10 protein-coding genes are annotated in these 16,120 nt (G+C 34.4%); 6 read left to right on the top strand and 4 right to left on the bottom strand.

Features of this window, described 5'->3' with window-relative positions; all coding sequences use genetic code 11:
- Nucleotides 1-10 precede the first annotated feature (10 nt).
- Genes fusA through rpsL form a run of 3 tightly spaced genes read right to left on the bottom strand, consistent with a single transcriptional unit; the run spans nt 11 to nt 3,016 of the window.
- Nucleotides 11-2,140 carry an elongation factor G gene (gene fusA / locus HB672_RS05725; RefSeq protein ID WP_167609124.1) on the bottom strand — a complete coding sequence of 710 codons (2,130 nt, stop codon included), beginning with the start codon at nt 2,138-2,140 and terminating at the stop codon, nt 11-13.
- A gap of 3 nt (nt 2,141-2,143) precedes the next feature.
- Nucleotides 2,144-2,620 carry a 30S ribosomal protein S7 gene (gene rpsG / locus HB672_RS05720; RefSeq protein ID WP_167609121.1) on the bottom strand — a complete coding sequence of 159 codons (477 nt, stop codon included), beginning with the start codon at nt 2,618-2,620 and terminating at the stop codon, nt 2,144-2,146.
- 21 nt (nt 2,621-2,641) lie between these two features.
- Complete coding sequence (gene rpsL, locus HB672_RS05715; RefSeq protein WP_044399731.1) at nt 2,642-3,016, bottom strand: 30S ribosomal protein S12; 375 nt, start codon at nt 3,014-3,016, stop codon at nt 2,642-2,644.
- Between the two features lie 171 nt (nt 3,017-3,187).
- Between rpsL and HB672_RS05710 the strand changes: the two genes are divergently transcribed.
- From HB672_RS05710 to rlmB, 6 genes are all read left to right on the top strand, one after another.
- Complete coding sequence (locus tag HB672_RS05710) at nt 3,188-4,888, top strand: hypothetical protein (RefSeq protein WP_167609118.1); 1,701 nt, start codon at nt 3,188-3,190, stop codon at nt 4,886-4,888.
- Nucleotides 4,889-5,007: 119 nt separating this feature from the next.
- Nucleotides 5,008-8,172 carry a SusC/RagA family TonB-linked outer membrane protein gene (locus HB672_RS05705; RefSeq protein ID WP_167609115.1) on the top strand — a complete coding sequence of 1,055 codons (3,165 nt, stop codon included), beginning with the start codon at nt 5,008-5,010 and terminating at the stop codon, nt 8,170-8,172.
- A gap of 13 nt (nt 8,173-8,185) precedes the next feature.
- Entirely contained in the window at nt 8,186-9,637 is a 1,452-nt protein-coding gene (locus tag HB672_RS05700; RefSeq protein WP_167609113.1) for a SusD/RagB family nutrient-binding outer membrane lipoprotein, read from the top strand.
- Between the two features lie 209 nt (nt 9,638-9,846).
- On the top strand, nt 9,847-12,936 hold the full coding sequence (locus HB672_RS05695) for a SusC/RagA family TonB-linked outer membrane protein (RefSeq protein WP_167609109.1): 3,090 nt from the start codon (nt 9,847-9,849) through the stop codon (nt 12,934-12,936).
- Between the two features lie 67 nt (nt 12,937-13,003).
- The gene (locus HB672_RS05690) at nt 13,004-14,470 is read left to right on the top strand and encodes a hypothetical protein (protein WP_167609106.1); all 1,467 of its coding nucleotides are present in this window, start codon (nt 13,004-13,006) and stop codon (nt 14,468-14,470) included.
- Nucleotides 14,471-14,551: 81 nt separating this feature from the next.
- The gene (rlmB, locus tag HB672_RS05685) at nt 14,552-15,286 is read left to right on the top strand and encodes a 23S rRNA (guanosine(2251)-2'-O)-methyltransferase RlmB (protein ID WP_167609103.1); all 735 of its coding nucleotides are present in this window, start codon (nt 14,552-14,554) and stop codon (nt 15,284-15,286) included.
- On the opposite strand, the gene HB672_RS05680 is transcribed toward rlmB, so the two are convergent.
- The gene (locus tag HB672_RS05680) at nt 15,283-16,026 is read right to left on the bottom strand and encodes a rhomboid family intramembrane serine protease (protein ID WP_167609101.1); all 744 of its coding nucleotides are present in this window, start codon (nt 16,024-16,026) and stop codon (nt 15,283-15,285) included. The genes rlmB and HB672_RS05680 overlap by 4 nt on opposite strands.
- Between the last annotated feature and the right edge of the window lie 94 nt (nt 16,027-16,120).

Here is a 16,120-nt window from a genome sequence, read left to right as displayed (position 1 = left end):
TTCTTAAGATTTACGATTCAACGCCTTTAGCAGCTTTAATTACTTCTTCTGAAATATTTGAAGGAGTTTCAGCATAGTGTGAAAATTCCATAGTTGATGTTGCACGACCTGATGATAATGTTCTTAATGTTGTTACATAACCAAACATTTCAGATAATGGTACAGTTGCTTTTACTGTTTTAGCTCCTGCTCTATCTCCCATATCACTTACTTGACCTCTTCTTCTGTTTAAATCTCCAACAATATCACCCATGTTTTCTTCAGGAGTAATTACCTCAAGTTTCATAATAGGTTCCATTATTACAGCTTTTGCAGCTTTTGCAGCATTTTTAAATCCAAGTTTTGCAGCTAATTCGAATGATAATTGATCCGAATCGACATCATGATAAGATCCGTCTTTTAATGTTACTTTCATAGCATCAACTTCGTAACCTGCTAATGGACCATTTACCATTGCCATTTTAAATCCTTTTTCAATTGAAGGGATAAATTCTTTAGGAACGTTACCACCTTTAATAATTGATTCAAATTGAAGCCCTGTTGCACCTTCATCTGCTGGCTCAAGGGTAAAAACAATATCTGCAAACTTACCACGACCACCAGATTGTTTTTTGTAAACCTCTCTATGATCTGCAGTTTGTGTAATAGCTTCTTTGTACTCAACTTGCGGTTGACCTTGGTTTACCTCTACCTTAAACTCGCGACGCAAACGGTCAACAATAATATCTAAGTGAAGCTCTCCCATTCCAGAAATAATTGTCTGTCCTGAAGCTTCGTCTGTTCTTACTGTAAATGTTGGATCTTCTTCTGCTAATTTTGCTAAAGACATTCCTAGCTTATCAACATCTGCTTTAGTCTTAGGCTCAACAGCAATACCAATTACTGGATCTGGAAAGTCCATAGATTCTAAAACAATAGGGTGTTTTTCATCAGACATGGTATCACCAGTCTTAATATCTTTAAATCCTACCGCAGCTCCAATATCTCCTGCTTCGATAAAATCGATTGCATTTTGCTTATTAGAGTGCATTTGGTAAATACGTGAGATACGTTCTTTTTTACCTGAACGATTGTTCAAAATATAAGAACCTGCGTCTAAACGACCAGAATAGGCACGGAAAAATGCTAAACGACCAACAAAAGGATCTGTAGCAATCTTGAATGCTAAAGCAGCAAACGGCTCCTTTACATCTGGTTTACGTATTTCTTCTTGTTCTGTATCTGGATTAATCCCTACGATACCTTCTTTATCTACTGGAGAAGGTAAGTAACGACACACAGCATCTAATAAGAATTGTACGCCTTTATTCTTAAATGCAGACCCACAAATCATAGGAATGATTGCCATATCCATTACAGCAGCTCTAAGTGCAGCATGCACTTCGTCCTCGGTAATAGAATCTTCATCTTCCATGAATTTTTCTAATAAATTCTCATCGTAAGTCGCAACTTCTTCAATAAGTTTTGCTCTTAATTCAGCAGCTTCTGCTTTTAACTCTTCAGGAATATCGATAACATCGAAAGTAGCTCCTTGAGTTTCGTCATGCCACACAATGGCACGATTTTTTACTAAGTCTACAATACCTTTAAAGTCAGCTTCATCACCAATATTCATTACAATTGGCACTGCATTTGAACCCAACATGTCTTTAACTTGCTGACAAACCTCCATAAAATTAGATCCCTGACGATCCATTTTATTAACAAAACCAATACGTGGTACTTTATAGTTATCTGCTAATCTCCAGTTAGTTTCAGATTGTGGTTCAACACCATCAACTGCACTAAATAAGAATACTAAACCATCAAGCACACGTAATGAACGATTTACTTCAACCGTAAAATCAACGTGACCAGGAGTATCAATAATATTAAAGTGATATCCTTTTGTTTCAGGCGTTGGTTCAGCATTTTCTAATGGAAACTGCCATGTACAAGTTGTAGCAGCCGAAGTAATTGTAATGCCTCTTTCTTGCTCTTGCTCCATCCAGTCCATAGTCGCCGCACCATCATGTACTTCACCAATTTTGTGAGATACACCAGTATAATAAAGGATACGCTCTGTAGTTGTAGTTTTTCCAGCATCAATATGTGCTGCAATACCTATATTTCTTGTATATTTTAAATCTCTTTGTGCCATTTTCTAAAATCTAAAGTGTGAGAATGCTTTATTTGCTTCTGCCATTTTATGAGTATCTACTCTTTTCTTAACAGCTGCTCCTTCTTCTTTAGCTGCAGCTAATACTTCTGCTGCTAATTTTTGAGCCATAGATTTTTCGTTTCTTTTTCTTGAAAAGCTAATAAGCCATTTCATTGCTGTAGAAACTTTACGGTCTGGACGAATTTGCATTGGAATTTGAAATGTTGCTCCACCTACTCTACGACTACGCACTTCTACGTGAGGCATAACGTTTGATAAAGCATCCTTCCATATTTCTAAGGCAGTTTTCTCTTCGTCTGTGTTCTTTTCTTCCACAATATCTATTGCATCGTAGAAAATTTTAAAAGCTACTGACTTTTTACCATCCCACATCATCATGTTAACAAAACGAGTTACTAACTGATCGTTAAATTTTGGATCTGGTAAAAGCGGTCTTTTTTTCGCTGCTCTTTTTCTCATGTCTTCTTCTTAAAGTTTAAATTACTTTTTAGGGCGTTTAGCACCATACTTAGATCTACGCTGCGTTCTACCTTCGACACCTGCAGTATCTAATGCACCACGTACAATGTGATATCTAACTCCTGGTAAATCTTTTACCCTTCCACCTCTAACTAATACTATCGAGTGCTCTTGCAAATTGTGCCCTTCTCCTGGAATGTATGCGTTTACTTCGTTACCATTTGTTAACCTTACCCTAGCAACTTTACGCATTGCTGAATTAGGTTTTTTTGGTGTTGTAGTGTAAACACGCGTACAAACTCCACGTCTTTGAGGACAAGAATTTAAAGCAGCCGATTTACTCTTCTTAGTTATTTTGGCTCTTCCTTTTCTTACTAATTGTGAAATTGTTGGCATATATTTCTATATAATATTTATTTAACCCTCACTTTAGAGGGCTGCAAAGGTAGAAATTAATATGAATAATTCAAATCTTAAATAATTAATTTTCACTCTATATTAAAAATTAATTTTTCTTCAATATTATTTAATGTTTATTTCCGTTAGTTTTATACTCAAATTTGAACCTTGAAAAATTTTAAAATTCTTATTATATACTCTCTTTATGGCACATTCCTTATCAATGGTTTGTCGTCGCAAAATCTTACTTTAATTGTTTCTGGAAATACAGTCAGTGAAACTACAGTCATAGATTCTATTGGATACAAGAAATCGTTTTCAAATTTCAAACTATTACAAGAAGAAATCATTAACCTAAAAGAAAACCTTCAGAAGATTGGCTTTATTGAAAATAAGATAGTTTCGACCAAAAAAGAAAACGACTCAACATATTACAGTAAAATACGATTAGGTGAAAAATATCACACCATATATATATACTATGATAAAAATACCATTTCTGTTGAATTTTTAAAATCACTAATAGTAAATGCTAATGAGTCTTTCTTTGAAACCAAAATAGAAACTATCCCATCTCTTCTTACAAAAATAAATGCTTATCTAATTGAAAACGGTTATCCATTTTCTACGGTAAAATTAGATTTTTTAAAAAAGAGCAGCACTAACAAAAGTCTTGGCTCTGAATTGGTAATTGAATCTAATAGCGAAAGAACTATTGACAAGGTTATCGTTAAGGGTTATGAGAATTTTCCAAAACCCTATTTAAAGCATTATCTAAAACTAAAGCATGAAAAAACTTTAAATATTAACACATTAAAAGAAAAAGTTAAAATACTAAATTCATTGCCTTTTACAAGCTTAACTAGAGAGCCAGAAATTTTGTTTACAAAAGACTCATCTACAGTATATTTATACTTACAAAAACGCAAAAGCAATATTTTTGATGGCTTCCTAGGTTTTGGCACCAATGAAACATCTAGTAAATTGGAGTTTGATGGCTATTTAGATTTAACTCTTAACAATAACCTAAACTACGGAGAATCAATCAATGTTATTTACAAGAGTGATGAAAGCGAGCAAAAAACATTTAATGCAAACCTAAAAGCACCTTATATATTCAATTCACCTTTAGGTGCAGAACTCGACCTTGAGATTTTTAAAAAGGACTCAACATTTACAACGGTCAGCCAGTCGGCTAATTTATTCTATCAAATCAACAATCAACAAATATTGTATACTGGTTTAACATCAATACAATCGAACAATTTAATCGATGGTAATTCTCTATTAAATGTTGAGGATTATAATTCAACCTTCTACAATTTACAGTATCAAATATTTAAACCACAATACAATAATATACTATTTCCTAATAATTTTAATTTAGACACCAAAGTAGGCTTTGGAAACAGAAAAAATAATAGTAAAAAAACAAACCAATCATATTATGAAGTAAACGCTTACAAGATTTTTAATCTAAATATGAAAAACAGCATTTTTTTTAGAGCTAAATCGCAAGGAATTCAATCAGAAGATTATTTCACAAATGAACTGTTACGTTTTGGGGGAATTAACAGCATAAGAGGTTTTGAAGAAAACAGTCTTTTAGCAACATTATATGCCTTATTAAATTTAGAATACAGATACAACTTAAGTCCTTCAGTTTACGTTCATACTATTACAGACGCTGCGTATCTCAACAACAGCCTAGAAAACTATAGCGAAAAACTCTACGGTTTTGGATTTGGATTAGGAGTTCTTACAAAGGCTGGAGTATTAAGACTCAACTACGCAAGTGGAAAACATAAAGACCAAAAATTTGAGTTTTCAAATTCAAAAATACACCTTAGTTTAAATGCTAAATTCTAATATAGTCGTCCTTTTTATTGATTAATTACAAACAAATTTTGAAATTTTAATAAATAATAATTGGTTAATTAACTTTTTATTGTGATTTTTGGACTTGACTAATTCAAATAAATTATAAAATGAAAACAAAGTTTAGTGGAATTCTAACGCTACTATTAGCGTTTGTTGTGCAAATATCCTTTGCACAAGAAAAAACAATTTCGGGAACGGTTGCGGATGCATCTGGCATGCCTCTTCCTGGAGTTAACATTTTAGTAAAAGGTACAACTAACGGAACACAAACAGATTTTGATGGTAATTACACCATTAATGCAAGTACTGGTGATGTTCTTTCTTTTACCTATGTAGGACTTAAAACTGTTGAACAAACAGTTGGATCGTCTAATACTATAAATGTAACAATGCAAGAAGATGCAGCGTTGTTAGATGAGGTTGTTGTAACTGCCTTAGGTATTAAAAGAGAAAAGAAGTCTCTTGGTTATGCACAGCAATCTGTAGGAGGTGAAGAACTAGTAAAAGCAAAAGAAACTGATATTGCCGATGCCCTAGCTGGTAAAGTAGCTGGTGTGCAAATAGTTGGTAATTCTAGTACAACTTTTGGAAATTCAAGTATTAGATTAAGAGGTCAAACAGATTTATTATATGTAGTTGACGGTGTACGTGTTTACGCTATTAGTGACATCAACCCAGAAAACGTTGCAGATATTTCTGTGCTTAAGTCTGGTGCTGCAACTGCTCTGTATGGTCCTGATGGAAGAAGTGGTGCAATTGTTATTACAACAAAAACAGCAGAATCTGGTGTAGCTCAATTTCAAATTGACCAAGCTTTTACTATTAATCAAGTAACAAACTTGCCAGATTACCAAAACGAATATGGTGGTGGTTATAGCCAAACATTCAATACGTTTACTTACAACCCTGCAACTGACCCTGCTTCTTGGGCATCTTTTGATGGACAGCCTTACCCAGATTTTTGGGCAGATGAAAGTTGGGGGCCAAAATTAGATGGTACTTTAGTACGTCATTGGGATAGCTGGGTTCCTGGAACACCAGAATTTGGAGAGTTAAGACCTTGGTCTCCTTCAAAAAATGACATCAATACATTTTATGAAGATGCATACACTAATAATACAACGTTATCATTTTCTAAAGCAGGAGATAATTTCAATATTAGAACTGCAGTAACTTATGTAGAAGCAAATGGTATTGTTCCAAATTCTAGTAATAAATCAACTAGATTTGCACTAAATGCCTCTTACAATGTATCAGATAAATTTGAGTTTTTTGCAAATATAAATGTTGAAGATAGAGACATGCTTAACAATCCTGATCAAGGATATGCTAACTTAGGTTCCAACTTCAACCAATGGTGGCAAAGACAATTAGATTTTGATCGTTTAAAGCGTTACGAGCGTAATGGCCAAGTAGTATCTTGGAATATTCGTGGCCCTAGAGATGCACGTCCTTTATATTGGGATATGCCTTATTTCCATTCTTATGAAAACGATTATAACTATAGAAAGAATACCTATTTTGGAAAAGCAGGAGGTACTTATACCTTTAATGACAACTTCAACATTACGGCTGAAATAAGAAAGACATTTAACTCTTATAACACAGATGATAGAAGTACAACTAAAAGTTTATTAGACCCAGCTTTCTTTAGTGAAAGTCATAGTAGAAATGAAAGAATTGATTATTTCGCCATGGCGACTTATAATAATGTGGCCTTAAACGGGGACATCGATTATAATGTCAATGTGGGTGTAGAAAAAATTCACAGAGATTTTAGAAGTTTAAACGCTAACACAGTTGGTGATTTAACAATTCCTGATTTTTATAACTTAGCAGGTTCTTTAGATCCTGTAGCTGCAAGTGGAGGTAAGAGACTTCAAAAGAATGATGGTCTTTTCACAAAGGCATCGGTTAGTTATAAAAAATTCTTATACTTAGATGGGTCGTATAGATTAGACTGGTCTTCAACGGCAAATCCAGATAATAATAGAGTTGAAACTCTTGGAGTTTCAGCAAGTTTCTTAGCACACGAAGTTTTACCTAAAAGTGATGTTTTTAGTTTTGCAAAACTAAGAGTAGGTTATTCTGAGGCGCCTTATTTCCCTGGAGCATATTTAACTGAAGGTGTTTACACTGTAGGTTCTTTATATCAAGGAAGCGGTAGACTTGGTATTAGTAATACGCAACCAAATCCAGATCTAAAAGGTGGTGAAAGAAAAGAATTTGAAGTTGGTGCTGAATTCCGTTTATTTAATGGTAAAATTGGTTTAGACTTATCTTACTGGGATAGAACAGATGATCAACTTCCAATAAACATTCCTTTAGATGGTGCAACTGGTTACACTAATACTAATATTAATAGTGGTAAGCAAACATCTTCTGGTTTTGAGGTTGCATTATTAGGTGATGTAGTTAGAAACGACAACTTTACTTGGGAGCTAGGTGTAAACTTTGCTACGCTTAATAGATTTGTTGACGCTTTATACCCAGGTATTGATTCTAGAGATTTAAGTACTTACACATCTAACATGAGACTTCAAGAAATTGTTGGCAAAGAATGGGGTACTTTAATAGGTAGAGGGTTTGCTCATGGTGATAACGGAGAGATTATGTATCGTGCTGCTTCAGGTGGTCGTTATTTCTATAGCCGTGAAACAAACAAAAATTTAGGAAATGTTTTACCAGATTTTACTGGAGGTTTAACATCTAACATGACTTATAAAAATTGGGATTTAAGTTTAGGATTTGACTTCCAAAAAGGTGGTAAGTATTACTCAAGAACTGAAAGATATATGGATCACTCAGGTTTATCAGCAAAAACAGCTGGACTTAACGACAAAGGAAATCCTAAAAGAGATCCTGTAGCTTCTGGTGGTGGTGTACATATTGTTGGTGTGTTAGAAACTGGTACTGATGCAAATGGACAACCAACTTCTGATGGTACTGTTGTTGACGCTTATGTTGAAGCACAAGATTTATATAACCTAGGTAACTTAGGTAATATATATGAAAACAACTTACATGATGCTTCTTACATCAAATTAAGAAGTGTTAAATTAAATTACAACTTCGATAAAGATTTTGTAAGCAAGTTTAGCTTATCTGGTGCATCTATAGGTTTCTTTGCAAATAACGTTTGGTTAATTGATTCTGAACTTAATTGGGTAGATCCTTCAGAGCTTGAAAGAAGAGGTGGAATAAACTGGGCAGAAGCTGGTACCCTTCCTCAAACAAGATCTATGGGAGTTAACTTAAGACTAACATTCTAAAAAACTAAGAAAAATGAAGAATATAATTAAAAACATAGCATTATTAATATGCGTTACCATGTTCTTTAGTTCATGTGAAACTATTGATTATGGAAATACAAATGACAATCCGAGTGGCCCTACAGCACCTGTGACTTCACAGTTGCTTACTTCTGCTCAAGCATCTATACCATCAATTGCTGTAGATGAGAAAGCAATTTTGTATATGCAACATATAACACAAGGACAGTATCCAGGGTCGTCTCGTTACGAAACTTTAACTGCTAGTTATAATGGTTGGTATACAGGACCAATGCAAAATCTTAATGAAATCATTAAGCTTAATGAAGATCCTGCTACAGCAGCTGGTGCATTAGCTTTTGGTTCAAATGAAAATCAAATAGCTCTAGCTAAAATATTAAGAGCGTATTATTTACAGTACATGACTGACAGATGGGGTTATTTACCTTGGACGGAAGCATTTAAAGGAGTTGAAAGCCCTCAACCAGCTTTTGATTCTCAAGAAAGCATTTATAACTTTATGTTTGCCGAAGTAGATGCTGCTTTAGCAATGTTAGATGCTGGTACTGCTTCACCTCAAGGTGATGTGTTATTTGGAGGAGATATGGATAGATGGGCTGCTTTTGGAAATAACCTTAAAGCGCAAATGGCAATGAGAATTTCTGATGTTAACCCAACATTAGCACAATCTAAATTTGAACAAGCTGTTGCTTCTGGAATGTTAGTAACAGATAATGCTGATAACATTGAGTTCAACTATGGTTCGGATGAAACAAGTGATAGTCCTTGGGAGGATAACTTCCAAACACGTGAAGATTACATTTTATCTGTAACAATGATTGAAGAGCAGAGAGCAAATTTAGACCCAAGAATGTTTAAATATGCTGAAGAGGCAAGAGATAGCGTGCATCCTTCACCTAACTTCCCAGGAGGTATAGATGCAGGTTATGTTGGAGCACCTAACGGAGCTGTAAATGGTAACGTACCATCTTACTCTTTCATCACTAGTGATATTATTTATGAAAAGCAATACCCTTCATTGTTATTTTCAGCTTCTGAGACACATTTCAAGATGGCTGAAGCTGCAATGAAAGGATGGAATGTTGGTGGTGGTACTGCGGCTGCACATTATGCTTTAGGTATTCAAGCTTCAATGGACTATTGGGGCGTAGATACTACTGAAGCAGCTGCATACATTGCTGCTCATCCTTATGCTGGAATTGCGGAAATAGCTTACGAAAAGTGGGTATCTTTATATTTACAAGGACCTGAAGCTTGGGCTGAATGGAGACGTTTAGATCTTCCAGCACTTACGCCTTCTCCTTTTGCTAGTGATCCAAGGATCCCTGTTAGAGATGCATATGATGCTGCTATTGAAAGTAACAATAAAGCTAATTATGATACTATGGTAGCTGCACAAGGACCAGATAATTTACATACAAAATTATGGTGGGATGTAAACTAGTTTATTAAAAACTTTGTTTTATATAAAAAGGCTCAACAAGTTATGTTGAGCCTTTTCTTTTTTGCTTAAAATTTCCACAAGATATGTCAAAAAAACAGCCTCTAGTTTATGGCATTTAAAGTTAAAAAGTTAAAATAACCTAAATAATAATTGCTTTTTTAACTTTTTATTATGATTTTTGGCACAGACTAATTCAAATAAAATATAAAATGAAAACAAAGTTTAGTGGAATTTTAACGCTATTACTGGCGTTTGTTGTGCAATTTACCTTTGCACAAGGAAAAACAATTTCGGGAACAATTTCAGATCAATCTGGAATGCCTCTTCCTGGAGTTAACATTATTGTAAAAAACACAACTAATGGTACTCAAACTGATTTTGATGGTAAGTATAACATTACTGCCAATGTTGGGGATGTATTGGTTTTTACCTATGTAGGGTTAAAAACTGTTGAGCAAACTGTTGGTGCTGCAAATACAATTGATGTTACTATGGAAGAAGATGCTGCTCAATTGGATGAGGTTGTAGTAACTGGTGTGGCAGGAGCTACATCAAGAAAAAAGCTATCCGTTACAGTAGCAAAAGTTAGTACTGAGCAAATTGAAAAAGTACCTGCAGGTTCTGCAGCTAGTGCTCTTCAAGGAAAAGTTGCTGGTGTTTCCGTAACAAATTTAGGACGTCCTGGTCAAGGAGCTACACTACTTTTAAGAGGTGCAGCTAATTTTTATGGCTCTCAAGCACCATTAGTATTATTAGATGGTGTATTTGTTGAAGGCGGTCTTGGTGATATTAATGTTGATGATATTGCATCTTTCGAAATTGTAAAAGGTGCTTCTGCTTCTTCTTTATATGGATCAAGAGCTGGTAATGGAGTTATATCTATTACTTCAAAAAGAGGTAAACTTGGTAAATCTGAGATTACTCTTAGGTCAGAAGTTGGATTCTCTAAAATCAATAACTACATTGAAACTAACCAATCTCATGGTTACGAGCTTGCTTCAGATTGGGAACAATTTAAAGGACAGTACACAAAATATGAAGGTGTAACTTATCCAGCTGGTTACCAAGGTGTATGGGCTGCTTCAGGTGTTAACGCCGTTACTGGTGGTAGAATTGAATCTGCCGATGGTTATTCTGACAACCCTTATGGTGTATACAACAATTTCCAAGACGCATTCTTTAAAAATGGTATTAACACAACTAACTATGCTTCTATTTCTAGTGGTAATGATAAGTCTCGTGTATTCTTCTCTTCTGAAAATACAGAAGCAGAAGGTGTTCTTGAAGAAACAGATGGATATACTAGAAATGGTTTACGTTTAAATGCCGATTATTATTTTAATGACTGGATTAAATTTACAACGAGTAACTCTTTTATAAAATTAAATGATAACTCTCCAGGTGGTGGAGCTGATATTTATAGAACTATTGCAAGACTAGCGCCAGATGCGCAACTATTTGTTGAGAACCCAGATGGACAACCTTATTGGTATAAGCCAGATCCATGGGAATCTGAAATTAGCAATCCATTATATGATTTATATGCTAGAGATGCAAAAGCTAAGCAACAACGTTTCTTAGGATCTTATAATTTAAACTTAAGATTAACAGATGCTGTTACTGCTGAATTGGAGTATGCTTTTGAAAGCAATAACTATCGTTTTACTAGACATAACAAATACGAAACATATACAACAACTGGAGACCCTCTTGGATTTGGTTACAGTGAAGGTTCTATGAATAAAAACAGTTCTTTTGAGTTATCTCAAAAAGCACAAGCGACAATAAACTATTCTGAGGTTTTTGGTGACCTTGAAGTAAAAGGTAAGCTAAGTTACTTAATTGAAGATAGAGCTTATGAGCAAGTGTCTGCTTCTGGTCAAAACTATTTATTTAGAGGTTTACCAACATTAGATAACTTTGCAAATGCAGATATTTCTGCTTCTTCTAATCAAAATGCTGAAAGAGCACAAAACATGTTTGTAATTGGTGGTTTAGTATATAAAGATCGTTATATTGTTGATGCTTTATTTAGACGTGATGGTTCTTCTTTATTTGGAGCTAATGAAAGATGGAACAACTACTACAGAGTCTCTGGAGCCTATAGAGTTACTCAAGATATAGAAATTCCAGGTGTTCAAGAATTAAAGTTAAACTTTGCAAGAGGTACTTCAGGACAACGTCCAGGGTTCTCTTGGCAATATGAACAAACTGCTCTTGGGGGAGGTTCATTATCTACAAACAGAATTAAAGGAAATCCAGATTTAAAACCTTCATTAACAACTGAAAGTGAATTTGGTTTAAATGCATCTTTCTTAGATAGATTTACTTTAGAAGCTGCATACTCTAACCAAGTATCTTCAGATCAGTTTATGCTTGTTAGTTTATTTGCTCCTGCGAATGCTGGAAAAAACAGACAATGGCAAAACGTTGGTGATTTAGAGTCTAACACGATTGAAGTGTCTTTAAATTCTCAAATACTAGACACACCAAATGTAAAATGGAACTTAGGTGTTAACTTTACAACAGTTGATTCTAAAATTACTAAGTTAAATGCTCCTGAACAACAAGTGGGTGTTAATGGCTTATTCTTATTAAGAGAAGGCATAGAGTATGGTTCTATGTACGGTAGACGTTTTGTTACAGACTTAGCGACTATGGCTAATCAACTACCTTCAGGAATGTCTATTGGAGATTACAGTGTAAACAGCGACGGTGTTGTTGTTGAAACATCTCAAATTGGTACTACTGGTGAAGCAGGTATTATTGAAGTGGATGCGAATGGAACTCCTGTTTTTGAAAAAATTGGTAACCAAAATGCAGACTTTAACGTAGGTATTGTATCTAACTTTAGCTATAAAAAGTTAGATTTCTATATGCTTTGGGATTGGAAACAAGGTGGTGATATTTATAACGCCAACGGACAATGGACAACTATTAGTGAAAGAAACGCTATTGTAGATCAAGCAGGTAAGCCAGATTCTGAAAAGAAAACTAGAGTTTATTATGGATCTTTATACGATGTGAACCAAAACAATGCCTTTTGGGTTGAAGATGGTAGCTTTGTAAAGTTAAAAGAAGCTTCAGTTTCTTATACATTTGATAACAAGCAAATTCCTTTCTTAACTTCACTTAAAGTGAGTTTAATTGGTAGAAACTTATTAACTTTCTCTGATTACTTAGGATGGGATCCTGAGATTGCGAATTATGATGGTGGTACACAACAGTACTACAGCGTTGATTATGGTGTTTACCCTAACCAATCGTCATACTCAATGTCTGTTCAAATTAAATTCTAAAAAAAATTATAGTAAGACGCAACCTTTTTAAAAAGGTTGCATCTTATTAAAAAAACAAACATATATTATGAAAAAAGTAATTAACATATTTTCTTTGGCTGCACTATTAGCATTTGGAGTGTCATGTGACGACTTCTCTACAGATTTAGATGTAGACAACTTAGAAAATCCAAACGATGACATTTTAACATCTGATCCTGTAGCCTTATCTGCAACTGCAGATGGCGTAGTAAGAAACTTATTTATGACATCTCACAGTACAGCCTCTCCTGCTGCAGCATTTGCTACAATGGCAGACATTACTTCATGTTCTTGGGGTAACTTTGGTATGAGAGATTTATCTAGTGAGCCAAGAGTGGCATTTAACAATTCACCAGCATACGGTAACAATGTTACAAGATCTTATTTTAATTCTATGTATTCGGTACTTTCTGATGCCAATACTTTAGCATTAGCTGTTCAAAATGGCACTGAATTTGACGATCCAGATAAAATTATGACTATTGCTAAGTTTGCTCAAGCTACTGCTATTGCACAATTAGCTATAGTATTTGATCAAGTATGGTTATCTGACGAAAATGGTGTTGTAGCTGGACCTGGTCTTGAAGGCGCATCTGGTTATGCAGCAGCAATGACATTTGCTTTAAATAAGTTAGACGAAGCTATTGCTCTTGCTTCAGCCAATGGTATTACCTTTGATGAAGCTATTATCCCTGGTGGTGCTGGTGCAAATGCTGTAAAATACATGAACAGTCTTGGTGCTCGTTGGCTAGTAGGTAACGTAAGAAATAGTACTCAAAAAGCTTCAATAGATTGGGATAGAGTATTAACCTATACGCAAAATGGTATTACAGAAGATTTTGAGATCTATATGGATGATGTTACTTGGTATGATTTAGTTCCTAAAACATATTTAGTATATCCAGGTTGGGCAAGAGTTGACATGAGAGTTATTAACATGATGGATCCTTCTACTCCTGATTATTGGGAAGATGGTGTAACGTTTCAAGCTGAATCTACATCTGATGATGCTCGTTTAGCAACTGATTATGGTTACTTATCTTCTAACAACTTCCGTCCTGAAAGAGGTCAATATCACTACAGTAGCTATCGTTATAGTAGATATGATGACTATATCACGTATTGGACTATGAACGTAGTTGAGTATTCAAAATCTGAGAATGATATGTACATGGCTGAAGCATTATTAAACAAAGCTGCTCCAGATTTAGCTGGTGCTGCCGCTGTAATTAATGCAGGAACAAGAGTTACTAGAGGAAATTTACCTCCAGTTGCTGCTGATGCTCAAGAAATTGCAGATGCAATTCACTATGAAAGAATGGTTGAGTTTGCATATACAGCACCTTATATTGGATTCTGTGAAATGAGAAAAGAAGATCTTTTACAAGCAGGTACTTTATTACATTTCCCTGTACCTGGAAGTGCATTAGAATCTATTCCAGCTGAATATTATACTTTAGGTGGCACAGAAGGTGTTGCTGGTGAAGATTATTCAACTGGTGGTTGGAGATAAAGAAATAAAATATATTTCATATACATTAACTCCTCTAAACAATGTTTAGAGGAGTTTTTTATTTTACCTACTTTTGCATTCATGGAAAAAGAAACAAAAATCTTTGGGATTCGCGCTATTATAGAAGCTATAAATTCTGGAGAAACTATAAATAAAGTATTTGTACAAAAAGGACTTAAAGGAGAATTGTTTTTAGAATTAGATAAACTACTTCGCAAACACTCCATTAATACCTCTTACGTCCCTATTGAAAAACTTAACAGGCTATCAAATAAAAACCATCAAGGTGTTGTTGCACAAATTTCACCTATAGAATTTCATGATTTAGAAACCTTAGTTTTAGATGTTATTGAATCTGAGAAAAACCCATTATTCTTACTTCTGGATCAAATAAGTGATGTTAGAAATTTTGGTGCTATTATAAGAACTGCTGAATGTACAGGAGTTAATGGTATTATTATTCAGAAAAAAGGAGGTGCTCCCGTAAATGGTGATACGATTAAAACAAGTGCTGGTGCTGTTTTTAACATCCCCATTTGTAAAGTAGACCATATAAAAGATGCCATGTTCTATTTACAAGCATCTGGAATAAAAGTGATAGCAGCCACTGAAAAAACCGACAACAACATTTATGATGTATCTTTTAAAGAACCTTGTGCTATAATCATGGGATCTGAAGGTAGAGGTGTATCATCCTCAATTTTAAAACTCGCTGATGACAGAGCAAAACTCCCTATGTATGGCGATATAGGCTCTCTTAATGTCTCGGTAGCTTGTGGTGCCTTTTTATATGAAGTGGTAAGGCAAAGACTCTAATCTTTACTACTTCGCCTAATATGATAGGTTATTTTTAATCTAGGCTTATGCTCCTCTACTATTTCAGACTCCTCTGGTAAAGTTTCAATAAAATTTCCATTTTCGTCAAAATGTTTTAAGAAAGGATCATCATCTTCATTATAATTTGGTTGTTCCCAAGCATATTTTTTAGGCTTTGCAATCGACTTTCTAAAAAATAATGCAAAAACAAATCCTATAATTAATCCAGATAAATGTCCCTCCCAAGAAACCTTTTCTTTAATTGGGAATACATACCAAATCATAGAGCCATAAAGAAACACCACCAATAACGATAAAGCAATAAGCCTAAAATGTTTTGCGAAGATACCTTTAAAAAGTATGAAGCTCATAAGAACATAAATCAATCCACTTGCTCCAATATGATAAGATGGACGTGCAATAAACCAAGTAAGCAGTCCAGATAATAAGATTCCGTAACCAATAACTTTCCATGAAATTTCTCTATAGAAATAAAACAATGCCATTGATAGAACAAAAAGTGGAATAGAGTTATGATACAAATGTTCCATACTGCCATGAACAAATGGACTAAAAACAACGCCTTTTAATCCGCTTAAGGTTCTAGGATATACTCCTAAATCATTAAAACTGAACCCAAATCTAACTTCAAACCAAAAAATTAACCATAAAATTATTACAAAGGCTAATGGAAAACCAATGACTCCTGTTGTATACTTAAATTGATCTTGATTGTTCATGGTTCTTTTTAGTCGTTATTAATCAAATAACTAACCAAAGCTATTGATTATGAAACTTTGTCATCAAAATAATAAATAATTGGCTTAATTTTAC

Origin of the sequence: Gaetbulibacter sp. S0825, from assembly GCF_011777505.1 — a bacterium.
Classification (GTDB): domain Bacteria; phylum Bacteroidota; class Bacteroidia; order Flavobacteriales; family Flavobacteriaceae; genus Pontimicrobium.
Note: the sequence above shows the minus strand (reverse complement) of the source record. Positions and strands in the feature narration are given on the sequence as shown.

Coding starts and splice junctions, on each gene's coding strand:
- fusA (WP_167609124.1), bottom strand. CDS start 2,140: ATGGCACAAAGAGATTTAAAATATACAAGAAATATAGGTATTGCAGCA.
- rpsL (WP_044399731.1), bottom strand. CDS start 3,016: ATGCCAACAATTTCACAATTAGTAAGAAAAGGAAGAGCCAAAATAACT.
- HB672_RS05705 (WP_167609115.1), top strand. CDS start 5,008: ATGAAAACAAAGTTTAGTGGAATTCTAACGCTACTATTAGCGTTTGTT.
- HB672_RS05690 (WP_167609106.1), top strand. CDS start 13,004: ATGAAAAAAGTAATTAACATATTTTCTTTGGCTGCACTATTAGCATTT.
- HB672_RS05680 (WP_167609101.1), bottom strand. CDS start 16,026: ATGAACAATCAAGATCAATTTAAGTATACAACAGGAGTCATTGGTTTT.
- rlmB (WP_167609103.1), top strand. CDS start 14,552: ATGGAAAAAGAAACAAAAATCTTTGGGATTCGCGCTATTATAGAAGCT.
- HB672_RS05695 (WP_167609109.1), top strand. CDS start 9,847: ATGAAAACAAAGTTTAGTGGAATTTTAACGCTATTACTGGCGTTTGTT.
- rpsG (WP_167609121.1), bottom strand. CDS start 2,620: ATGAGAAAAAGAGCAGCGAAAAAAAGACCGCTTTTACCAGATCCAAAA.
- HB672_RS05700 (WP_167609113.1), top strand. CDS start 8,186: ATGAAGAATATAATTAAAAACATAGCATTATTAATATGCGTTACCATG.